Here is a 23,236-nt window from a genome sequence, read left to right on the forward strand (position 1 = left end):
GAGATTTAGGAGAATGATGAGAACAAAAACATTGAGCCTCGTTGCTTCCGTTCTCTGCCTCGTAGGTTCTTCACAGGTCTTTGCCCAGACCAAGAAGCCAGCGGCAGAAGCGGCGGTTGCACCCGCGCCGGCTCCCAAAGCCGAGCCAGAAGACAAGAAATGGTATGATCAGGTGGAATTTTCCGGATTCGCAGACGTGTACTATATGTACAACCTCAATCCGAAACAAGGAAACGACATTGATGCTACCCGTGCTTTCGAAACCAGCAACAAAAACTTTGCGGTAAACGCGGTCGCACTTACGATCCAAAAAGCCGCTGAGAAAAGTTCGCCTTGGGGTTTCAGAATCGACTTCCAAAACGGTCAAAACAACGCGTTTCAGGAAGCTCCATATTCTCAGAGCAACAGCATCTACAACTACAACATGCTGAAACAAGCATATGTAAGTATGTATTTCCCCGTGTTAAAAGGAATGACGTTAGACGTCGGTAAGATGGCAACCCATATCGGGTACGAGGTTCTCGAATCCATGAGTAACCCGAACTACTCGATAGGCGCGATCTTCCAAAATACGATCCCCTTTATTCACACCGGTGCTCGCTTAACCACTCAGTTCACAGACAAATGGGCTGGAACTTTCTACATCTACAACAGTGGTGGTGGTACCGGTTATAACTCTCCTGCGAACTTTACTACGGCTCCGACTCAGATCATTACCGATCCGACTTACAGCGGTAACGCGGCCGGTAAGAGTTACTTCGTAGAAGGTCAGTCCGAAAGAAAGGCGGTCGGAACTCAGTTGAAAGGTCAATTGATCGAAGACAAACTTTCCATCACTTGGAACACACTCTACTCCAGCGACGGAGCGGCGTCTCGTGTCGATCCTGCTAAGGCGGCTCTTGCAACCGAATTAGCAAACGCATTGGGCGATCCGAACATCGCGAAGTATAACGTTGCGAATCCGAACAGAGCGCAATACAACAAAGACTACTGGTTCATGAACCACGCGATCCTTTCGATCACTCCTACCGATAAGATTACGATCGACTTGGATTACACTTGGAGTGAAAAATCCGGAGCTCTTGCAAACAACAGCTTGGATCAAAAACGCTACAACGTAGACGCAACCGGAGCGGAGCAGTTCAACAAGGACACTCTCTTCTGGGGATTGAACAACAAACGCGACGTAAAGACCACTTACAAAGCTTACGGTATCTTCGCGAAGTTTAAGATCAACGAAGCTTGGGGCGTGAACGTTCGTGCGGAATACATCGACGACAAACACAACAACGGCGCGTTGACTACGTTCAACCCTTTTATGGGAACCAACGCTTACGTCAGCGAATACAAGAAAGCTACCGATTTAGCGGTTGCCGACGCGGTTGCTACGGCTCTGGCTGCAAGCCCGACTTTCGGTCAATACGCGATCACCAAAGAACAAGTTCTCGAAGCAATGAGCGACGATTACAAAAACTACAGTGGAACCAGAAACGCGGGACAGTACAAAACATTTACTGTGACTCCTGTTTGGAACTTCACCGAAAACCTGTTAATCAAACTCGATCTTCGTAGAGACTGGGCGACCGGTAAACAGTTCGTAGACCAGAAAGGTGAAAAACAAGATCACCAATACGGTATGACTTTAGGGGTTGTCGCTAAGTTCTAAGACGAAAGCGGGAACACTTTGTATCAAAAGGCGCTCTTCTCCAAGGGCGCCTTTTTTTTAAAAGAGAAATCAGCATGAGATTGAGAGAATTCTTACAAAAAACAAAAAGTTCGGCGACCGTCTCAACGGCGTTCCCGATCGTATGGAAGGGTTCGAATGATTCCGAGGAAACCGTAAAGGGAAGTTCGAAGGTTGCGGACAACCGCCTTACGGAACAACAACTTCTTTTTATCTCGGAGTATTATCTCGTCGCCCGTTGATCGTTTCAAAAACCTTAAAATAAGAAAGGAGTCGTTCGCGTTTGCGGCCAACTCCTTTCTTTGTACTTTCCATTTTTTTAATTTAGAAATTCTTAAAATCCCCAATTCTAAAAATGAATCGGATTGAATTCGATCCAAAACGAAACGGAACAAAGGACAACGGCCCGATTCTTACCCAATCTCTTCGATCCATTGAAAATCGAAACCGGACGTTCGCTCGCGGCCGTTATCTTATCCCCTATTCTACAAGATCACTTCTTCTTGGGTTTCTTACCCGAACTTCCGCCCGCGGATTTTCCTTTCTTCGCTTTTACCGAAGAAGACTTTTTACTTTCCGACTTAGGTTCGAAGTTCTGAGAAGTTTCGGACTCGTCCTCGTATTCTTCCAAAGACAACTAATCCAGATAAGAAAACGGTTCCAAGGGTTGCTCCTTCATTTTTTTGAGTTTGCTGTATTCCCTTTCTCCCACAAGAATCAAGTAAAGAGAAGGAAGCACTGTCAACACGAGAAACAACGCGGAAAACAATCCGCCCACGATCACGGTCGCAAGAGGTCTTTGAACGTCGGAACCTACTCCGGATGCCAAGGTCGCGGGAATCAAACCGAGCAAAGCGAGAAGCATCGTCATCAGCATAGGACGAAGCTGAATGACCGCCGCTTTTTTTACCGCTTCCTTCACGCTGATCTCGTCGTCGTCATGCAGCAGGTGATTCGTTCTCGAAACGAAAAGAACTCCCGCCATCGTAGCGATACCGAAAAGAGAAATAAAACCGACCCCGCCCGAAACGTTGAAGTAATAACCGCGCATCAAAAGCGCATAAATTCCGCCCACAAGGGACAACGGAATACAAGCGAGAGCGACGTAGACATACTTTAGATTTTTATAAAGTAGATACAAAACTCCGAATATGATCGCGATCGTAAGAGGAATCACCATCGCCAAACGGGTCCCTACTCGGGACAAGTTTTCGTATTGTCCTCCGTAACGAACTTCGTAACCTTCCGGAAGTTTTACTTTTTTCTGAACGATTTTGCGAAGTTCCGCGACGAAACCTCCCTGATCCCGTCCTCGGATATTGGTCCGGACCGTCACCGTTCTTCGTCCTTCCTGACGGAAGATCATCGTCGGTCCGTCCTCCAGAGTAACCTTTGCCACTTCGGATAAAGGAATTCTTTCTCCCTTGGGAGAAATGATCGGCATATTCTCGATCGCCCTTTGGGAAGTACGATAGTCTTTGGAAAAACGCACCACAATTCCGAATCGAGCCGGTGTTTTCGGAGGAATGTCCGAAGGCCCTTCATACAGAGTATCGATCCTCTGCATCCCGATCGCGGCTTCCACCATCTGTTGAATATCGCTAACGTTGATTCCGTAACGAGCGGCCGCTTCCCGATCGATACGAACCGTAAGCTGAGGACTGTCCGCTTCCTGTTCGATCCCGTACTCGCTCGCGCCTTTCATTTCTTTTACGATGTCCAGAATTTCGGTCGCGATCTTTCGCATCACCTTGAGATCGTTTCCGGAAACGAAAACCGCCAAATCCGCGATCGTTCCCATAATCGCTTCCGAAAGGTTATCCATGATCGGCTGTGAAAAACTCACCCTTGCTCCGGGAAGCCCCGCTTCCAAGTCGTTTCTCATTCGGAGAAGAAGTTCCGTCTTGGTGATTTTTTCCTTCCAGTCGTTGTAATCCTTTAAACCGACAAGAACTTCCAAACGGTTCGGTGGAAGAGGATCGGTTCCGTCGTCGTTTCTTCCCAACTGGGAAAGAACCACGTTGACTTGTTCGTTCTTATAGATGAGTTGTCTGATTCGAGGAATGAATTTTCTCGATTCGGGAAGAGAGATTCCGACCGGAAAGAAAATTCTCAGGTTGAATCCGCCTTCGTCCATTTCGGGAAGAAACTCGGTTCCCAGGGAAAGACCGCCTAACACCAGTAAGGTCCCCACCACCGAAAAACAGACCGTCACGACGCGTTTGGATCGTTCGACGAGCCACTCGATCATTCTTTCGTATTTCCGTTCCAGCCATTCGTAAAACGGATTGTGCCATTCGATCGGACCGGGATTGGGCGACTCGAAATAATTCCGATAGATATAAGACATCATCACTGGAATCGCGGTCATCGAAAAGATAAGCGCCCCTAAGATCGCAAAGGAAATCGTAAACGCCATCGGCTTAAACAATCTCCCTTCGATTCTTTCGAAAGAAAAAATCGGAAGATACGCAAGAACGATGATCAAAATGGAAAAGATGATTTCCGTTCCCACTTCGGACGCGGAATCGACCGTAAAACGGATAATTCCTTTTTTCTTATCGATGGGAGACGCGTCCCGATAACGCCGCATGATATTTTCCACCATCACCACGGCTCCGTCCACGATGATTCCGAAATCGATAGCGCCTAACGACAATAAGCTGGCCGGAATTCCGGTGATATCCATCAGTAAAAATGCGAACAACATCGCGAACGGAATCGTCGCGACCACTACCATCGACGCCTTTACGCTTCCGATAAAAAAGATCAACACCAAACTGACCACGACCACGCCTTCCACGAGAGTCTTGCCGATGGTGCGTAACGTGTAATTTACGAGATCGGTTCTGTCGTAAGTGGTTCTCATCTGAACCCCGTCTGGCAGATAATTCTCGTTGATCTCCTTTACTTTGGCGCGAATCCGATCTCCCATGATGTTCGGATCGCCCCAACGACGGATCGCGACCAAACCCTGAACGGAAGAATCTACGTCGATCAACCCTTCCTGATCGTTCTGAATCGTATAACCGAGAACCCCGCTCGGAATCGGATGCGAAACTTCCACGCTTCCCAAATCCCGAATGAAAACCGGAACTCCGTTTTCGGTTTTGACGACGATGTTTTCGATATGTCTCGGTTCACGGATCGCTCCCAAGGATCGTATCGGAAATCCCTGTTCTCCTTGTAAGAGAAGATTTCCACCCGTGTTGAGGTTGTTGCGTTGAATCGCGGCGATCACATCACCGACGGTCAGCCGATATCGCACAAGTTTATCCGGAGTCGTCACTACGTGATATTGTTTCGGAAGTCCTCCGAAGGTGACAACGTCCGCGATTCCGGGAATCCCGAGCATCTTGGGCATAATGACCCAATCCTGAATGGTCCGGAGTTCCATCGATGTGTGATTGGCTTTGGTTTCGACGACGTATCTGAAAATTTCTCCGACGGGAGAACTCATCGGCCCGAGTGAAGGTTGAATTTCAGCGGGAATATCCGCGTCGCGAACCCTTTCCAGAAGACGGGTTCTCGCAAAATAATCGTCCGTTCCGTCCTCGAATACGAACTGAAACACGACGAGACCGTTGATCGTTCTTGATCTTCTCACCGCGACTTTCGGAATCGCGTTCAAAACCCGTTCGATCGGAATCGTAACCCGTTCCTCCACTTCCACGGCGGCCTTTCCGGGAAACTTGGCGATCAATCGAACCTGCGTATCGGCGATGTCCGAATACGCTTCCTTTCTAATATCGATCCAAGCCCAGAGCCCGAAAGCCACCGTCGCGGCGGACGCGATCAATGTGGCAAGTCGAAAGCGCAGAACGCCTTCGAGTAAACTGCGTATCATAATGACATTCCTTATTTCCGACAAAGCGGATTAAAAACTTTTTGAAGTCAAAAACTCGGGTGTTTTTGGGGGGAAGAGGTTCGAAAACGATTCAATGAAAGTTGAAAATCCGAAACGATCGAAATGTATATAAGAACGTACGAAATGAATTCGAGAGAAATCCTACCGATTCCAAAAACAAAATACCCGACAAAATCCGTCATTCGATCCTAAAAAAGCTCAATTTGCCGAACCAACGAACAAATTCACCTTTGGAAAGAAGATCCACGATATCGAGATTCTTCTTTGTCCGATCGAATCTAACGAATTCAAACGAATTGACGGTTCAAAACGTTCGCGGATCCCACGAAGACCGCAAGCACTTTTTATTCCAAATCAAATTCGCTTCGGGAGAATGGGCCGAAAAAGGAAAGAAAGGAGGGAAACCGTCAAACTGGGATTTTACGGAAAATCGAAACGAAAAACCGCGTTTGGTGAGAATGGAATGGGGCAAAAAAACACCGCGCGATCCGAACTGCAAACTGCAACGAACCGGCGGTGAATTTTAAAAGGAAGAAAACCTATGCTTTTCGTTTCTTCCCTTTTTTTAATTTCACGGAATTTTGTTTTTTTCCGTTCTTACCGTTATCCGCCGTAACTACGGACTCGTCGTCGTAGTCGATCGTGGAGTAAATTTCCGGTTCGGGATAAATGGAAGCGTAATCTCCGCTCATATTTTTTTTGGAAGCGGAAGTTCCTTTCAGATCGTCTTTACCCTCCATCACGAGAATGTACAGACTCGGCATTACGGTTAAGACTAGGAACAACGCCGAAGCCAAACCGCCGACCATCACGGTCGCAAGCGGTCTTTGTACGTCCGAACCGACACCGGAAGCCATGGTTGCAGGAATCAAACCGAGAAGCGCCAGAAGCATCGTCATCAAACGAGGTCTGAGCTGCGTGACCGCGGAAAGAATCGCGGATTCTCGGACCGACATCATAATATCGTCGTGACGCAGGTGATTTGCCTTCGAGACGAAAAGAATTCCCGCCATCGTAGCGATTCCGAAAAGAGAAATAAATCCCACACCCGCCGAAACGTTGAAGTAATATCCTCGAGCGAGAAGCGCGTAAATTCCCCCCAAGAGAGAAAGAGGAATACAAGAAAGCGCGACGATCACCGAACGCAAATCCCGATACAACATAAAGAGAAGTCCGAAGATGATTCCGATCGTAACGGGAATTACGATCGCGAGCTGTTTCCCTACCCGCGCAAGGTTTTCATACTGACCTCCGTAACGGATTTCAAATCCTTCGGGAATATTCACTTCCTTCTTCACTCTTTGTTGAAGCTCGGAAACGAAACCGCCTTGGTCTCTTCCGCGCACGTTCAAACGAACCGTAATCGTTCTTTTTCCGTCCTGACGAAAGATCATCGTGGGAGAATCTTCCTGATTGATCTCCGCTAACTGAGAAAGAGGAATCCTTTCTCCCTTCGGAGAAATGATCGGAATGTTCGCGATCTCCCGTGCGGATTGACGATAGTCTTTCGCAAAACGAACCGCGATTCCGAACAACGCTCTTTCTTTCGGAGGAGTGTCCATCGGACCCTCGTATAAATAACTGATCGGTTCCATACCGACCGCCGCTTCGATCACGTTTTGAATATCGCTGATATTGATTCCGTAACGCGCGGCAACGGCCCGTTTCAATCGGATCACAAGCTGAGGAGCCGGGCCTTCCTGTTCGATCCCGTATTCGCTCGCGCCTTTCATCTTGGAAACGATGTCGAGAATCTGCTGTGAGATATGCCGCATCTCTTTTAAATCCTGACCCGAAACGAAAACCGCGAGATCGGCGATCGTTCCCATGATCGCTTCGGAAAGGTTATCCATGATCGGCTGAGAAAAACTCACCTTCACACCGGGCAATCCCTCTTCTAGATCATTCCTCATTCGGATGAGAAGTTGTTCTTTGGTGATCTTCTCGTGCCAATTCTTATAATCTTTTAAACCGACATAGATTTCCAAACGGTTCGGAGGAAGCGGATCGGTTCCGTCGTCGTTTCTTCCGTATTGGGAAAGAATCATATTGACTTGTTCGTTTTTGTAGATCATCCCGCGGATCTTAGGAATGAACTTCTTCGCTTCGGGAAGGGAAATCCCAACGGGAAAATACAAACGAAGAGTGAATCCGCCTTCGTCAAGGGAAGGAAGAAACTCCGTTCCGAGAGACATCATACCGACGATCAAAAGTCCCGTAACTCCCGTGAATGCGATCGTCACGACCCGTTTGGAACGTTCCACGAGATAATGAACGATCTTTTCGTATTTTCGTTCCACCCATTCGTAAACGGGGTTATGCCATTCGATCGGACCCGGATCCTTCGATTCGAAATATCTTCTGTAAAAGAAGGACATCAAAACGGGAACGACGGTCATCGTGAACAACAACGCTCCGAAGATCGCGAACGACAACGTAAACGCCATCGGCTTAAACAATCTTCCTTCGATTCTTTCAAAAGAGAAGATCGGGAGATAGGCAAGAATGATGATAAGAATCGCGAAAAGAACTTCGGTTCCCACCTCGGTCGCACAATCGTAAGTGAAACGGATGATTCCTTTTTGTTTTTCCGCCATCGTCGCGTTCTTATAACGACGCATGATGTTTTCCACCATCACGACCGCGCTGTCCACGACGATCCCAAAGTCGACCGCGCCTAACGACAGAAGACTCGCGGAGATTCCGGAAGAATTCATCATCGTAAACGAAAACAAAAGTGCAAACGGAATCGTAGCGACCACCACGATGGATGCGCGTAAACTCCCTATAAAGAAGATCACGACCAAACTCACGACCGCGATCCCTTCGAGCAAGGTGGTTCCCACCGTTCTCAAAGTGTATTTCACGAGATCGCCCCGGTCGTATGTATTTCTAAGTCTCGTGCCGTCCGGCATATAACGATCGTTGATCTCTTGGACCTTCGCACGGACGCGATCACCGAACGCATTCGGCTCCACCCATCTTCTCATCGCGACCAAACCTTGCACCGCGGAGTCGACGTCGATCAAACCTTCCTGTTCGTTTTGAACCGTATAACCCAACACACCGCTCGGAATCGGATGCGAAATTTCCACCGAACCGATGTCCCGAACGAACACGGGAACACCGTTCACGGTTTTTACGACGATGTCTTCGATGTCTTCGGGAGAACGAATCGCTCCCAAGGAACGGATCGGCAACGATTGTTCCCCTTGTAAGAGAAAGTTACCGCCCGTGTTTAAGTTGTTGCTTTGAATCGCTTCGATCACGTCGCCAACGGTCACGCTGTATCGGATCAGTTTTTCGGGAGAAGTCACGACGTGAAATTGTTTCGGCAAACCTCCGAACGTTACGACGTCGGCGATCCCGGAAACCTGAAGCAGTTTGGGAATTACGATCCAGTCTTGAATCGTTCTGAGTTCCATCGGAGTATGATTGCCCGTAGTCGACTCGACCACGTAACGATAAACCTCTCCCACGGGAGAACTCATCGGTGCAAGAGTCGGAGTCACTTCCTCGGGAATGACCGCGTCGCGGACCTTCTCCATCAAACGCATACGCGCGAAGTAGTCGTCCGTTCCTTCCTCAAAAACGAACTGAAACACGACCAAACCGTTGATGGTTCTGGATCTCCGTACGATAAGATTCGGAGTCGAGTGAAGAACGCGCTCGATCGGCATAGTCACCCGTTCTTCCACTTCCAACGTGGCCTTACCCGGAAACTTTGCGACCAAACGAACCTGAGTGTCGGCGATGTCCGAATATGCTTCTTTTCTAATATCCAGCCAGGACCAAACCCCGACCATTAAGAGTACGACCGCGGCGGCTAACGTGAAAAAGCGATACCGCAACGCGGATTCAATGATTAAGTTTAGAATTTTCATAGATCTTATCTCGTATCAAACAAATAGCCGAGCTGAATGAGCAATTGAGGATTTTTGTAATCCCCTTTGCCGATTCCGCCGCCGATTTGAAGAAAAAAGTTGCCGAGCAAAAAGTCGTAGGTCAAGCCCACGTATTGTTGATTCAAATGCACTTTTTGCCGATCACGGCTCTCGTGTTCCAAATACAAGGCGAGAGTCGGATTCTGATCTGTAACGTAAGAACGGATGATCAAATCCTCGTAAGTCGGATTACGATGCGTATAACCCGGAAACGAAGAACCGGTCGGATACGAAGTTTGTCCGCCTCGACCGACCTCGGGTTGAAACGGATCTACTTCAAACTTTCCGAATACAAGAGAAATGCTATGTGCGATCACCGGAGTTTTCCAAAAACTGTAACCGATGTCGACCTGACCTCCCCACCAATGAGGATTCCATTTTCCGCCGGAAGCGCGAAAGACGACGTCCTTATAGTAGTAACCTACGTTTAGGTTGATACTTCCCGGAGATCCGATGCTCGCTCCGTAAACCAGAAAGTTGGTCGATTTCGGAAGAGGCTTCGCTTTAAAAATGTCTCCGCCCTCTTCTTCTTTTCCGAATTTGGTTTTGCGGTCCGGATCGTCAGTCCACTCGGGAGAAGGATCGTCCTTGGAATTTGAATCGTATTTCGAATTCTGGCTCTGCGCCAAAATACCAACATTCAAAAACCCTAATAGTATAAATAGGACAATGAATTTGAATTGTTTCATGTTAAAAACCGAAGCTGAGTCCTTTCAAAAGAATCGAACCTTGAACGACCACACGATCGCCTTTGCTCAAACCTTCGATCACGTTCACGCGGTCCGTCGTGGAAATACCCAAGGTCACTTCCCTTCTGCTAAACTCGTGGGGGGATTCTTCCACAAAAACGTAGTTCTGACCTTCGACGGTGACGATCGAGTTAAACGGAACGACGACCGTATCACCCGCGGTGTCTTCCGGAAATTTTACGTTCGCAAACATACCCGGTTTGAGTTTATAACCCGAGTTGGAAATTACGATCCGCACTTTCACGGTTCTTGTCATCGGGTCCACGTTGTCCCCGAGGGCTTCGGCGGTTCCGGCCCATTCTTCGCTTGGAAATGAGGAGAATCGAACCTTAACGCGTTTTCCTTTTTTCAGTTTGGAAAGTTGCGATTCGGGAACGTCGCTGATGATCCACGCGCTTTGCGCTCCGGATTTTCCGAGAAGAGCGGGATTCAAACCGACCGCGCGGAGTTTTCCCTCGAATTCCGCGAGTTCCGCCTCATCGTTGTTTTGTTGTGTTTCGGCTTCGATCAGATCTTTTTCGGTCGCGACGCGGTGTTTGAACATGTCCTTGATCCGCTCGTGATTTTTAATGGAACGAGCGTAACTGTTTCGGGAATGAACGTAACCTACGTAAAGATCGTTGAGTTCCGCGGATTCGAAAAGAATGATTCTTTCTCCGCCGCTGACCGAGGGAGAAGTCGAAGCGATCAGACGCGCGGGCGCGTCCACGTTGATGAATTCTCCGTCCTTGCCGATTTCCTTGGTCTGTATGATTTCCAAACCGGGACTGTTTTCCTTAAATTCTATCTTTTCGCCGTTTTCCGAAATGATCGGTTTGCTCGGAGGAAGTTTTGTTTTTTTATCTCCGCGACCGGATAAGGCGAAAATTGCGATGGAAACGATTGCGACGATTGCGGCCGTTCCGGCGATTAAAAGTGTTCTTCTGGTAAAATGTATCTTCATGTCTGTTTCCTCACTTTTCTTCCGTTGCGGGAGCGGTCAGTTTCGGTATGAGAACTCCCTGTCCCACGGAGAAATTTACTCCTTCGATCGCATCCATTCGATCGGTCTGTAGTTTCAGCATTTCCACGACGCTGGAACGATAGGTTTCAAAAAAATCCGTAAATTCCAAAATCGTAATATAACGTTTTTCGTAACTGAGAATCATGTCCTTGGAAAGATCCGTATATTCTCTCGTATACGTGTTTCTGAACTTCTTATACAGTTCGTCTTTGACCCGCGCGGTTTCGATGGAAACGGCCACGTCGTTTTCCACTTCCAACAATGTGTTTTTGAGTTCTTGTTTTCTGGAAAGAATGGCCTTTTCCGAAGCTTTGATGTTTCCCTGATTTCTGTCGAAGATCGGAATGTTCAACTGAGCGGTGATCCCCCAATAGTTCTGGAAGGCCGTTCCCCCTCTGTTGTACATAGGGCCGAAAGCGAGATCGGGAATCGCGTTCGCCTGTTGCAATTCCAAGTTCGCCTCTTCGAAACGAAGCGCTTGGATCGCTTTTTTCAAATCCGGTCTTTTGTTGCGGGCCAATTCCAAAAGTTCGTCTCTCTTCAGCCTACCCGGTTCGAGACCGTCGAGTTGGGTTTCCGCGATCATAGGAACGATTTTGATGTCCGCGCTACGGAAGGAATCGTCGTTTAACAAAACCCGCAGATCCGCTTCCTTTTCCAAAATTCGAATATTCAATTCTTCTCTTTCTTTTTTGAGAAAGAAGTAAAGCGCTTTCAAACGAAGCACTTCCGCTTGGAGAATCGCTCTTCGTTTATAACCCATTTCCGCGGAAGTTACGGTTCTTCCCAACGCTTCCAAACTCTGATCGTAAAATGAGATCGCCTGTCTGTAGTAGTAGATCGCGTAGAATTGTTTTCTCAGTTTGCTGACGAGTTCCCGCGCGAGATCGTAGAATTCCTGTTCTCCCATTCTTGCGTTGAGTTCCGCCACACGAACTCGTTTGCCGATTTTACCGCCGAGCAAAAACAACTGCTGAATCTGAACTACGGTTTGTCCGGACCGGCTGAAATCGAAATAACGCTGAGTCGGTTCCGCGTAGATACTCTGATCGATAAAGATGTTCGGATTCGCATAAAGTCCGGCTTGTTCGATTCCCGCTCTGCGCGCGTCTATGTTAAAACGCGAAGCGAGTAAGAGTAAGTTGTTTTTCCAGAGTTTTTCCTCGGCCGTTTTTAGATCCAAGGTTCTTTCTTTGCCCTGTGAAACCTCGGAAATTTCGCGTTGGATCGGATTCGAAGACTGGCCTTCCGTTTCGGGAACGCCCAATCCGGATTCGGAATCCGTCGGCGAAGGTTTTGCACCTTCGGACAGAATCGGAATCATCCATAAAAGAAGTAAGAACGTGAAAATCTTTCTCATAGGGTTTCCAGGTTTATTTGTTTGCGTATCAATGTACGGTTCTCCGTGATCGTTTCTTTATCTTTCGCATAGGGATTGGTGCTAAGCACCAAAACGAAAAAGGACAGACCTAGTTTAAAAACAAAACCGGTCTACGTTAGGATGTATTAAATGACGGGAGGGGGTAAGTTTAGTAGTAAAGAAGATAATAAATAACTAAAGTGATTCTTAGAAGCGTGGAACTTTCGAGAAACGTAATATGCTTCGAACTTGGAAAGTTCGAAAGAACCGGAAAAAACGAGATCCAAAAAATCGTATCTGCCTCTGAGACAGATCCCGAAATCTCTGGCTTCGATTCCGGATTGTAATTCCGTTTCCGCTTTGTGCTGGGTTTGTTTATGGATTTTTTTCGCAAGGGAAGAATGGATTTCTCCGCCCTGCACATCTAAAAAGGCGAGGTCAAACGTTCCGTCTTCTTCGCACGGCAATACTATGACCGCGGTCAGAACCAGAATCAGAAACCGATTGATCCAATGGACCTTCATCAGGTCCACAATTCTTAGGTACTACCAGGGTTACAAACGTTTTTCGGCAGTTTATGCTTAAAAATACGGCACCGATTGAAAATAATCGGGTCTAAATAAACTTACGGTGCAACGTGCTCAACGCGTACGACCGTCCCATTGCGGAGCAAAACCCGAATCTCCTGATCCGGTCTTGCGCCGGGTTTAAAACGGCTGATCGGTCTCGTATAAATAAAGGCTTCGATGCTGTTGGTGCGGAACTGAACCACATCCGGGTTTCCTAAAAATTCTTTTACGAAAATCCGATTTTGACCCTGCAACGTATCCTTGATTTCGGATCTAAGTCGGAGATTCTTTTCGATCTCCGGATCCAAGGTGGGTTCGTTGTTTTGTACATTCTCCGTTCCCGTGTTTTGGGAAGAATCTCCGCTTTGAGCGGTTCCGGAACCTAAGAGTTGTTTGAGAACGAGCTTCTCGCACTTTTCCTTATCCCCGAACGTTTCCATACAATCCGCGTAGATCTGTTTCGCGGAACCTCTCGGCGGAGGAGTCGTAACGCAGGAACTTACGAAACCGACGACCCACAAAAGCAAAAGCGTTCCGATCGCAAACGGAGAACCGTAAAAACGAAACTTCACCGTTTTCTTCTCCGGCTCGTTTTTCTTTCGGTTCCGCCGCCGGAACTGGTCGTTACGGTTACGCCCGCTCCATTGGAACGTCCTCCGTTCGTAGCGCCGCCCGAAAGTTCCTCAAAACCTCCGGTGACTTCCTTACCGACTTTCTTATATTCTCTTTTTTCTTCGGGAAGTTTAGAATTTTCGGAAACTTCCACACGGAATAGAAAGTTCACGACTTCGTTTTTCAGATTTTCGATCGCGACGTCGAACATTCTAAAACCTTGCAGTTTGTATTCCACGAGAGGATTTCGTTCGCTGTAACCGACCGTCCAAATCCCTTCTCGCAGATGATCCATGGAATAAAGATGTTCCTTCCAACGATGATCGAGAATATCCAGGAAAATATTTCTTTCCAGAAGTTTCCAGATGTCCTTTCCGATCGATTCCGCTCTTCCCTCGTAACGAGCTTTTGCCGCGGCGTTCACTTTTTCAAAAAGAGCGAGTTGAGGATTTTTGGTTTTCTTAAAGTCGTCTTCGTTGACGGCCACTTCCAGATCCAAACCGTCGAGCCATTCTTTTAAGGAATCCAAGTTCCAAGCGGATGGATTATTTCCGTCGCAATGTGTGACGATCTGATTCTCCACCGCCTCTTCGATAAAACCTTTGATGAGAGTCGAGATATCCTCGTTTTCCAAAACCTCGTTTCTCATTTTGTAGATCACGATCCGTTGACGGTTCATCACGTCGTCGTATTCGAGAAGATGTTTCCGAATGTCGAAGTTATGACCTTCCACTCTCTTCTGCGCTCTTGCGATCGCGTTACTCACCATCTTACTTTCGATCTCTTGACCTTCGGGCATGTTGGCCCATTTCATCAAACCGGAGATACGATCAGAACCGAAGATTCTCATCAAGTCGTCTTGAAGCGAAAGATAGAATCTGCTGGAACCCGGATCTCCTTGTCGACCCGAACGTCCGCGAAGCTGATTGTCGATCCTTCTCGCTTCGTGTCTTTCCGTTCCGAGAATATGAAGACCGCCCGCGGCCAAAACTTCTTCGTGATTTTTTTTCCAGATCTTTACGGACGCGAGAATTTCAGCCGCGCGTTTTTGTTTCGCGGAAGAATCCATTTTCTGAGACAATACTTCCGCGCTGTCCAAGTTCTGTTTGAGAATCGATTCCTTAAACTGACGTACGAGATCGTCGTCGTCTTTCCAAGATTCGAGATTCTCCTTATAAAGTTGCGCTCCACCGAGAACGATATCGGTTCCCCTTCCCGCCATGTTCGTCGCGATCGTTACCGCTCCGGGTTTACCCGCGTTCGCTACGATCTCCGCTTCGCGTTCGTGGAACTTTGCGTTCAATACGTTGTGTTGAATTCCCGCGGCGGCGAGCATTCTCGAAAGAACCTCGGACTTCTCGATCGAAATCGTTCCCACAAGAACCGGTTGTTTTTTGGATTGAAGATCCCGGATCTCGGCGAGGATCGCGTCGAACTTTTCCTTTTCGGTTCTGTAAACGCGGTCCGGAGAATCCTTCCTCTGAACGCCCACGTTAGGCGGAATCACGATCACGTCGAGGTTGTAGATCTTTCTGAATTCCTCCGCTTCCGTGTCCGCGGTTCCGGTCATACCGGCGAGTTTGTCGTACATTCTAAAATAATTTTGGAACGTGATCGAAGCGAGCGTTTGCGATTCTTTTGCGATCGTTACGTTTTCCTTCGCTTCCAGAGCTTGGTGAAGACCATCGGAATAACGACGACCCGCCATCAAACGGCCCGTGAACTCGTCCACGATGATGACTTCTCCGCCTTGAACGACGTAGTCCACGTCCTTTTGAAAGATCTTATGCGCTTTCAAAGCCTGATGAACGTGATGAACCAGATCCACGTTTTCGGGAGCGTATAAGTTTTCGATTCCGAGAATCTCCTCCACGTGGGAAACTCCCTTTTCGGAAAGAAGCACGTTACGCGCCTTTTCATCCGTTTCGAAGTCCTCGCCTTCGATCAACTTAGGAATGATTTTGTTAATACGAACGTATTTGTCCGTGGTTTCGTCCGAAGAACCGGAAATAATCAAAGGAGTTCTCGCCTCGTCGATCAGGATCGAGTCGACCTCGTCCACGATCGCGAAGAAGTGGGAACGCTGAACCTTATGATCCTTGTGAGAAACCATATTGTCTCTCAGATAATCGAAACCGTATTCGTTGTTGGTTCCGTATGTGATGTCCGCAGAATAAGCGATCTGTCTTTGTTCGTGATCCATGTCGTGTTGAATCACGCCTACGCTGATTCCTAAAAAGTCGTAGATCGGTTTCATCCAGTTCGCGTCCCGCTTTGCGAGATAATCGTTCACAGTAACGACGTGAACACCCTTACCGGCGAGAGCGTTGAGATAAACCGCAAGAGTGGAAGTAAGGGTTTTACCCTCGCCCGTTTTCATCTCCGCGATGTTACCGCCGTGAAGCGCGATCCCGCCCATCATCTGAACGTCGAAGTGACGCATTCCCATCGTACGAAGAGAAGCTTCTCGAACCGTGGCGAACGCTTCGGGGAGAATGGAATCCAGAGATTCTCCCTTTGCGATTCTCTCGCGAAACCGAATCGTTTGAGAAGAAAGTTCTCCATCACTCATCGCTTTCATTCTTTCTTCCAAAGAATTGATCTGCGAGACGATCGGGATGAGTTTTTTTAAATCTCTTTCGAATTTGCTTCCGAGGATTATCCGGAGAATGCTTTGAATCATATCAGTTTTCCGTTTGAGTCGTATTTAAGAATGGCGTATTAAAAAAATGCGGGTTCATAGATCGAGAATCGCGTCGAATATTTTCCGCCCGGACGTTTCCATCTGAGACCTTTGATTTTCCGTTTCCGGTCCGGGAACCCAACCCGCGGAACGAATAAAATCCGCGTGAACCCCCTTCCAGACGTGAAGCATCGGCGCGGTCACCTCGAGATGACATTGTATGCCGAAAATCCGATCCTGAAAGGAAAACATCTGATTGGAATACATCTCGCTTTTCAAAAGATGTTTGGCTCCTTTCGGAATCGAGAAGACGTCCTCGTGAAGATGAAACGCGGGAAAGGAAGTCGTTCCGTTTAAAACGGAATGCGGTTCCTGAATCTGAACGTCGTAGAAACCGACCTCGGGTCCCTTCTCTCCTCGTTTGACTTCTCCGCCGAGGGCTTTGGAAATAATTTGCGAACCGAGACAGATTCCGATCACCTTTCGGTTCGGCATCGATGCCGCATAACGCACCAAGTTGAACCAGGGTTCGAAAAAATGCGAGAGCGCCGGATCGGCCACCGATTGAGGACCGCCCAAAAGAACGATCAAATCGAAAACGAGATGCGCGTCCGGCAGGGGTTGAATCCTCGGGTCGTATGCGTTGTGATAGGTGATTCTATAATTTCTTTCTTTTAAAGAATCGAGTAGAATTCCCGGACCTTCGCAGTCCTTGAATCGAACGATTAAACTTCTCATGAAGATCCGGCCATCCTTTTGAAAAAAAGCACCTTCTGGTCCACGCTCAGTCTTTGAAGATTCGCCTCTTCGCTGATAGGTCCGATAAAATTATAATAAAGAACGAACGGTTTCGTTTTGAAAAGAAGCGTTTCCGGAGTTCCGGTTACGATCGAATTGTTCCGACTAACGCGAAACGGTTTTTTCATGAGAATCGTCGGAACCTGAATCCCGTATTTATGAATCTCTTCCTTTACAAGAGGAATGGCCTTGGTCAAAAGCTCCTCTTCCGACATCGTTTCCGGTTCGTCGAAAAAAAGCGCCGGGTCGACCGCCATATAGAATTGGATCTTTGGATCTTTCTGAATCTCTTGGTAGATATAATTCAGAGCCGGAATTTCTTTGATGCAAGGAACACAATTCGGTCCGTACACATTCAGAACCAAACGAGGCGCCGAAACTTCCGAAAGTTTAATCTGCTTACCGTCGAGGGTAATCCCCTGAAAGTCTTGAACACCCAGGTTCGGTTGTTCCGAAGGAGCGCAAAAAAGCCCAAAAATACTAAGAATAAAAAAAAGGAAAATTCGATTCATCAATGATACATAACTTCCGATTAAAAGGGGGAAAAACGGACGGAAAACGGGTTCCGAATTCATGGATAATACCAGAGGAAAGGTTTACCGTGGTAAATTCAAGGAATAAAAAGGAAAGGGAAAACACAGGAGATACTGAGGAATGGGCCGTTTTGGTTTCAAAAAATTTCTCCGAAGATTGCAGACGCAAAGTTTTGGAGGAACTCGTACAAATCGGAATTCTTTTCCAAGGTGGAATTCTCCCTTCTCTTATGAGACATAATTTACCGATTTTCAAAGATTTTTTTTAGAACCTCGAAAAAGAAGTTTCCTCAAAAGGAAGGCGATTAATGGTTGACATCCCTCTTTCCTCCGATTTCATGGTATTTTGAAGCTTCTCTTCCAATCTATCCAGGGAATCCGAATGAACCAAAATTCAGAATTTGACATCGTCACTCTTATCGAATTAGCGAAACGCAATAAATATGAAAGAGCAGTAGCCGGATTCCATACATTGGACCGTATCGAAAGACTCGAACTGCCCAAAAAAATCAAAGCCAGAAAATTAGCCGTCCAGGCGATGTTCGCACTCGCGAGCGAAGAAGTTCAATACCAATACTTCACAAGAGAAGAAAGAATTCAACTCGATCAAGAAGCAAATCTCAGCAACGCGTCTTATTCAAAATTCAACGGACTTTTCGAAGCGCCTCAAGCTCCGATCGCGGAAGAAGATACCGAAGAGGATTTCATTCCGGAAGAAGCTCCCCGACCGATCCTGGACGGAGATGAAGACGAAGATTCCCTCGACGGAGATGAAGACGAGGATGAGGACGAAGAAGACGATGAGGATGAGGACGACGAGGATGAAGATGACGAAGACCTCGAAGACGATGAGGACGAAGAAGAGGAAGAAGAAACCGAAAAGGAAGAGGACTGAGAGGTTCCTTAGACTATCTACCGCCTCGTTTCCAATCCAAACGGTACGTTAAACTTAGAGGAAACCCAATCGGGTTTCCTTTTTCATTCCCGCTTCAACCCGGCTTCCGAAGGAGATAGAATCTCCGAACAAATCCCGATCCAACAAACCGACGCGGAAACGATCTTGATCTTCGGTTTCGGTTTGGGTTATCACGTAGAATCCTATCTCAAAAAATCCCCTCGCCCCGTAAATCTTCTCATACTCGAACCCATCGTCGCATTCAAACAAATCGCTGAAAAATTCTCCGATGGAATTTTAAAATCATACTCGGAACAAGGTCATAAGATCAAAATGATCTTCGGTTTGGAAGAATTCTTATCCAAACCCTTAACCCATTGGCTTTTCGAAGGAACAAACAAAGTCTTACCGTTTATCCATCCGGTTTATTCCAGAAAGTTCGGGGATCTGGCGCTCGCATTTTTGGATTCCTTAAAACAAGGTTCGGGAAGAGGAAACGCGCAAAACCAAGCGGCTCAAAATTACTTTCAGAAAATCTGGGTTCGCAACGAGGTTCGTAACCTTTCTCGAATATTCGAAAATTCGAATGCTTCTTTGATTCTTTCGGGCGCAAGGGAGAATTTTTTTCGGGACCAAACCCTTCTGTTTACGGGCGCGAGCCCTTCCCTCGAAGCGGAAACCGATTGGATTTTAAAAAACCGGAATCGTTTTCATGTTCTCGCTTCGGACACTTCTTTGGGTTGGATCTTAAACGCGGGAATCGTTCCCGACGTCGTATTGAGCATCGATTCTTCGAGAGGAACTCTATTCCATTTTCGGAATATTCTTCCCCGAGAGATCCCAATCCTGACCTGGCTCGGAGGTTCGTCCTTTTTGTTCGATCTTCCCAATCCGAAATGGATTTACTTTTCCACACATCCGATGGATCAGATTCTCCGTTCCCTTTTTTTCCCGAACGCTCCGATCCTCGAAAATCCGTCCTTGAATATGGCCGGAATCGGAGTATCTTTCGCCAAACAGCTCCAATACGGAAGAATGATCCTAAAAGGCGTGGACTTTCAAAGACCCGGGGGCAAAACCCATTGCCGGGGAAGCGGTTACGAAACCTACGATCGATTCTTTCTTTCCCGAACGGAAAGTCTTTCCAAACTCCGATTTCAAAAATCCAAATCCTGGGAACGAAGATTCTCCGTTTTAGAGGTTTTAAAAAAAGAATCCCCGGAACTTTTTGGAGCCCCTACGTTGTCTGACTCTCAGGTCGCGAAAACCAAAAGGATCGAGGAAGGTTTGATCGCGGAAGATCCGAAAAAGATTGAGATCGAAAAATGGATTCGATTTTGCGTCGCACATCCGGAACTATATCTAAAGAACTATCTTTCTCCTCGGATTCTCCGCATTCCTTTGGTTGAATGAGGTCAGGCGTTAGGAGTAATTCTCCCGAAATCGATATAACCTCTTGACATTTCCACGGAAACCGAAGCAATTCTCCTTCTAAAGATACTTTCCGAGTTGGGAACAGGGATTATGAATAAAGGTTATATCATTTGTGTCGATGATGAAGTATCGGTGCTGGAAACGATCCAGCAGCAGCTTCGGAACGAATTCGGAGAAAGCCACGAAATCGAAACCGCGAGTAGCGCGGAAGACGGTCTGGCCCTCATGGAAGAAATCCAAAGTTCCGGATACGTAATCGAAGTGGTGATCGCTGATCAGGTGATGCCCGGCATGAAAGGTTCTCAGTTTTTGGAAGAAGTCCACAAAAGACTTCCCGACTCGATCAAGATCATGCTCACCGGTCAAGCTGGTCTCGATTCCGCGATCCACGCGATCAACTACGGAGGTTTAAGCCGTTATGTGGAAAAACCCTGGAACATCGAGGAACTCACGGGGGACATTCGATTTCTGATCGAGAAATTCCGCCAAAATTTAGAAAACCAACATTTAATCAATGAACTCAATAGAAAAATCCAAGAACTGGAAGAAGAAAATCAAAAACTCCAGAAAGAATCCTGAAAAAACGAACCGTACTTTTGTGAAATACATTCTCTTTTTTGCATATACCATTCTCCTTTTTTTTGCGGGGATGTCCGTCTTCTCCGCTCCGCATCCGACGAAACCGGTCAAACTTTCCGAAGAACAACTTCTTAAGAAAAAGGAAATCCTTCTTCAGGTTCTTAAGTTCGGAACCACGAAGGAAAGAGCGATGGCTCTTCGGGAACTCGAGGACTTCCCTCCCGAACATTCCGGAGCGCTCATTGATCAGCTGGGCAAAATTTTGGACAAGGACCCGGATTGGATGATGCGGGTTTACGCGATCCGAACCGTGGCCGAGTTGAAACTGACCCAGTTCGAAGAATCCATTCTCAAACTTTTAAAAAGCGAACAACTCGACATCCAAAGAGAATCGATCTACGCGACTAAAAAACTCAAAATCGAAAAAGCCGCTCCGATTCTTTTCGAAATTTTAAAAACCCAGGACTTTACGAAGAATTCGAATCTTACCGTCGGACTTTTGGACGCTTTGGGAGAATTTCCTCCGCGAGAAGAAGCTTCCGCTTTTTTACTCGCACGTCTCGGTGAAAACTTCAACGATCCTGAGATCCGCGCGCAGATCGCCCTTTTCTTCGGCAAAAGCAAGGACAAAAAAGCCGAAGGTTCTTTACTCGAAATCTATAAGGATTCCAAGGAACCGATCACACTCCGAAGTTTTTCCGTGAGTTCATTAGGAAAAATGAAATCGATTTCATCCATGCCCACGATCAAGGAAGAATTGGAAAAGATCCGAAACCTCAAAAGCAAAAACGAGGTTAAGGATTATCAGCCTTTGAAGATTCATTCCGTGACCGCCCTCGTTTCCATGGGGGACAAGGATATATTAGAAGAATTGTATGCGTATGCGAGAGACGACGATCCGGTCGTCAGACTCCGCGCGATCAAACATCTCACGGACACGGGCGATCTTTCCGTTCTGGAAATTTTGGAATACAAGGCTCAGAGAGATCCGAGTGAAAAAGTAAAAAAAGCCGCCAAGGCCGCGATCGAAAAATTGAAAAAGGGAGAATCGGGCGGCGATATCGATTCTAAGGAACCCGAAGGTTCCAAGTTCAGACCCGGCAACAAGGAAAGACCGATTCGGTCCGTGGATTCTCCGTTACCCGGAACCTCGAACTCCGCGCCCGATGGCGGAACCTCCCCTCCTTCTTCCGGCGGCAGTGGAAAGTCCGAGTCCGAAGACTTGGAGGACTAAGTTTTTGTGCAACTTTTTGAATATTCCAAAAACGTTGTGGATGCTCGTTCTTTTTTTGGGAATGATCGTCGACTTTCCGATCCTCGGAAAAACGCTTTTTGCTCAGGAAGTTCACAGAGCCGCGGCGACGTATCGGAGTTCGATTTCCTATTCGGAACCGAGAGTCGCCGACCTTAAAGAATCCTTATCCTCTTCTTCTCCGAATTTTCCGGATTCGATCAAACTTTTCTTTCAGGAACTCAAGGGAAACTACGCCGTTTTTTACGATTGGAACGGCGAAACCGTATATTACAAATATAGAATCAACAAGTTCGACAAATCCAGAGCGAGACAGGTTCGCAAACTCGCCGAAGGCGCGGCCTACGAGGTGCGCGGTAAGTGGGAAGGTTTGATCGTGTTCCAGGTTTCCACGATTCCTCTTTTTAAAAAAGCCTCCGAAATCACCCTTGAAGAAAAGAAGGCACGGTTTTCCATTCCCGTTTTTGATCTCGTAGAATTTCGGGAACTCGCTTTGGATGAAATCATTTACTGATTCTTTTTTATTTCCGGATCGGTTTCGTCGGAAGCCGATCCGATCCTACTTTTTCAACTTCGTTTATCAATCCGCGTTATTCGCTTTTGTGTTCTTTTTTCTTTCCATAAACGCGAACGGAGAACTGCGAGCGCTCGATCCGTTGGATCCGAGTCTTTCGTTCCATTCTCCCGAAACTCCTTTCGTAAGCGATCTCGTGAAGATTCGTTTTCCGGAAAAGGCGGAGGTTCGTAGAATCGGAAACGGTGGTCATTGGAAATCGATTCCGACGCAAGGAAGAGCGTGGATGTTGATCGTAAGAGAATGGGAAGGACATCCTTCCGCGGAAGAACCTTTGGAAAATCTTCTGAAAGAACTTTTTCCGAATTCTAAAAATTTGGTTCTTCCCGTCTTCAAAGGATTGAAGGTTATCGGAGGAGAAAGAAAAGAAATTATTTCCGGCAATCCGCTGACCGTCCGTTATTTTCTTTTGCAAAGGCGGGGAAAAATCGTATCGATTTATCTCGGATTCGATTCCGAAAACAAAACGATCGCGGACTTTTTTCAAGATCCGAAAAACTTCATTCAATCTCTTTCATCCGATTCTTTTTGACTTCTCTGCGGAAATTCACTTGAAGAATGAGACTTCTTAGAAAAACTGGAAACACTCCGGGCCTATAGCTCAGTTGGTTAGAGCGGCAGACTCATAATCTGCGGGTCGAAGGTTCAAGTCCTTCTGGGCCCATTGGAGTAAAACTTCCCTTCAACAAATACAATCTT

The 23,236-nt window shown here is 47.1% G+C and carries 16 protein-coding genes, 1 tRNA gene and 2 pseudogenes; 9 read left to right on the plus strand and 10 right to left on the minus strand.

Features of this window, described 5'->3' with window-relative positions; all coding sequences use genetic code 11:
* The first annotated feature begins 16 nt into the window (after positions 1–16).
* Both LEP1GSC052_RS06570 and LEP1GSC052_RS21210 read left to right on the plus strand, forming a co-directional pair.
* Entirely contained in the window at positions 17–1,666 is a 1,650-nt protein-coding gene (locus tag LEP1GSC052_RS06570) for an outer membrane beta-barrel protein (protein ID WP_020986599.1), read from the plus strand.
* Positions 1,667–1,740: 74 nt separating this feature from the next.
* Positions 1,741–1,926, plus strand: coding sequence for a hypothetical protein (locus LEP1GSC052_RS21210; protein WP_010575004.1), 186 nt, complete (start codon positions 1,741–1,743; stop codon positions 1,924–1,926).
* A 251-nt stretch (positions 1,927–2,177) separates the two neighbouring features.
* Here LEP1GSC052_RS21210 and LEP1GSC052_RS06580 read toward each other — a convergent pair.
* The 10 genes and pseudogenes from LEP1GSC052_RS06580 to LEP1GSC052_RS06630 all read right to left on the minus strand — a co-directional run bounded on the left by LEP1GSC052_RS06580 (position 2,178) and on the right by LEP1GSC052_RS06630 (position 17,782).
* A pseudogene (locus LEP1GSC052_RS06580) lies at positions 2,178–5,531 on the minus strand (efflux RND transporter permease subunit).
* Between the two features lie 560 nt (positions 5,532–6,091).
* On the minus strand, positions 6,092–9,436 hold the full coding sequence (locus LEP1GSC052_RS06590) for an efflux RND transporter permease subunit (protein ID WP_020986334.1): 3,345 nt from the start codon (positions 9,434–9,436) through the stop codon (positions 6,092–6,094).
* Positions 9,437–9,441: 5 nt separating this feature from the next.
* The gene (locus LEP1GSC052_RS06595; RefSeq protein ID WP_040912887.1) at positions 9,442–10,185 is read right to left on the minus strand and encodes a hypothetical protein; all 744 of its coding nucleotides are present in this window, start codon (positions 10,183–10,185) and stop codon (positions 9,442–9,444) included.
* Position 10,186: 1 nt separating this feature from the next.
* Positions 10,187–11,188, minus strand: coding sequence for an efflux RND transporter periplasmic adaptor subunit (locus LEP1GSC052_RS06600; protein ID WP_020986471.1), 1,002 nt, complete (start codon positions 11,186–11,188; stop codon positions 10,187–10,189).
* A gap of 10 nt (positions 11,189–11,198) precedes the next feature.
* Positions 11,199–12,608 carry a TolC family protein gene (locus LEP1GSC052_RS06605; RefSeq protein ID WP_020986829.1) on the minus strand — a complete coding sequence of 470 codons (1,410 nt, stop codon included), beginning with the start codon at positions 12,606–12,608 and terminating at the stop codon, positions 11,199–11,201.
* 146 nt (positions 12,609–12,754) lie between these two features.
* Positions 12,755–13,132: a hypothetical protein gene (locus LEP1GSC052_RS06610; RefSeq protein WP_010575014.1), complete on the minus strand. Its 378-nt coding sequence runs from the start codon at positions 13,130–13,132 to the stop codon at positions 12,755–12,757.
* Positions 13,133–13,233: 101 nt separating this feature from the next.
* Positions 13,234–13,617, minus strand: coding sequence for a hypothetical protein (locus LEP1GSC052_RS06615; protein WP_040913329.1), 384 nt, complete (start codon positions 13,615–13,617; stop codon positions 13,234–13,236).
* 128 nt (positions 13,618–13,745) lie between these two features.
* Positions 13,746–16,472: a preprotein translocase subunit SecA gene (gene secA / locus LEP1GSC052_RS06620; protein WP_020985859.1), complete on the minus strand. Its 2,727-nt coding sequence runs from the start codon at positions 16,470–16,472 to the stop codon at positions 13,746–13,748.
* A gap of 54 nt (positions 16,473–16,526) precedes the next feature.
* Entirely contained in the window at positions 16,527–17,210 is a 684-nt protein-coding gene (locus LEP1GSC052_RS06625; protein ID WP_010575017.1) for a type 1 glutamine amidotransferase, read from the minus strand.
* Entirely contained in the window at positions 17,207–17,782 is a 576-nt protein-coding gene (locus LEP1GSC052_RS06630; RefSeq protein ID WP_423789980.1) for a TlpA family protein disulfide reductase, read from the minus strand. The genes LEP1GSC052_RS06625 and LEP1GSC052_RS06630 overlap by 4 nt, the downstream gene beginning before the upstream one ends.
* A 333-nt stretch (positions 17,783–18,115) precedes the next feature.
* Here LEP1GSC052_RS06630 and LEP1GSC052_RS21530 point away from each other — a divergent pair.
* The 7 genes and pseudogenes from LEP1GSC052_RS21530 (at position 18,116) to LEP1GSC052_RS06670 (ending at position 23,201) form a co-directional block, all read left to right on the plus strand.
* A pseudogene (locus tag LEP1GSC052_RS21530) lies at positions 18,116–18,698 on the plus strand (DNA primase).
* A 165-nt stretch (positions 18,699–18,863) separates the two neighbouring features.
* A complete protein-coding gene (locus LEP1GSC052_RS06645; protein WP_010575020.1) occupies positions 18,864–20,111 on the plus strand; it encodes a 6-hydroxymethylpterin diphosphokinase MptE-like protein in 1,248 nt (415 codons plus the stop codon).
* Between the two features lie 111 nt (positions 20,112–20,222).
* Positions 20,223–20,711 carry a response regulator gene (locus tag LEP1GSC052_RS06650; protein WP_010575021.1) on the plus strand — a complete coding sequence of 163 codons (489 nt, stop codon included), beginning with the start codon at positions 20,223–20,225 and terminating at the stop codon, positions 20,709–20,711.
* Complete coding sequence (locus tag LEP1GSC052_RS06655; protein ID WP_010575022.1) at positions 20,647–21,945, plus strand: HEAT repeat domain-containing protein; 1,299 nt, start codon at positions 20,647–20,649, stop codon at positions 21,943–21,945. The genes LEP1GSC052_RS06650 and LEP1GSC052_RS06655 overlap by 65 nt, the downstream gene beginning before the upstream one ends.
* Positions 21,946–21,949: 4 nt before the next feature.
* On the plus strand, positions 21,950–22,477 hold the full coding sequence (locus LEP1GSC052_RS06660) for an LIC_11959 family protein (RefSeq protein ID WP_020986245.1): 528 nt from the start codon (positions 21,950–21,952) through the stop codon (positions 22,475–22,477).
* On the plus strand, positions 22,461–23,069 hold the full coding sequence (locus LEP1GSC052_RS06665) for a hypothetical protein (protein ID WP_010575024.1): 609 nt from the start codon (positions 22,461–22,463) through the stop codon (positions 23,067–23,069). The genes LEP1GSC052_RS06660 and LEP1GSC052_RS06665 overlap by 17 nt, the downstream gene beginning before the upstream one ends.
* A gap of 58 nt (positions 23,070–23,127) precedes the next feature.
* Positions 23,128–23,201, plus strand: a tRNA-Ile gene (locus LEP1GSC052_RS06670).
* Positions 23,202–23,236: the final 35 nt, after the last annotated feature.

Source organism: Leptospira kmetyi serovar Malaysia str. Bejo-Iso9 (assembly GCF_000243735.2).
GTDB classification, from domain to species: Bacteria; Spirochaetota; Leptospiria; order Leptospirales; family Leptospiraceae; genus Leptospira; species Leptospira kmetyi.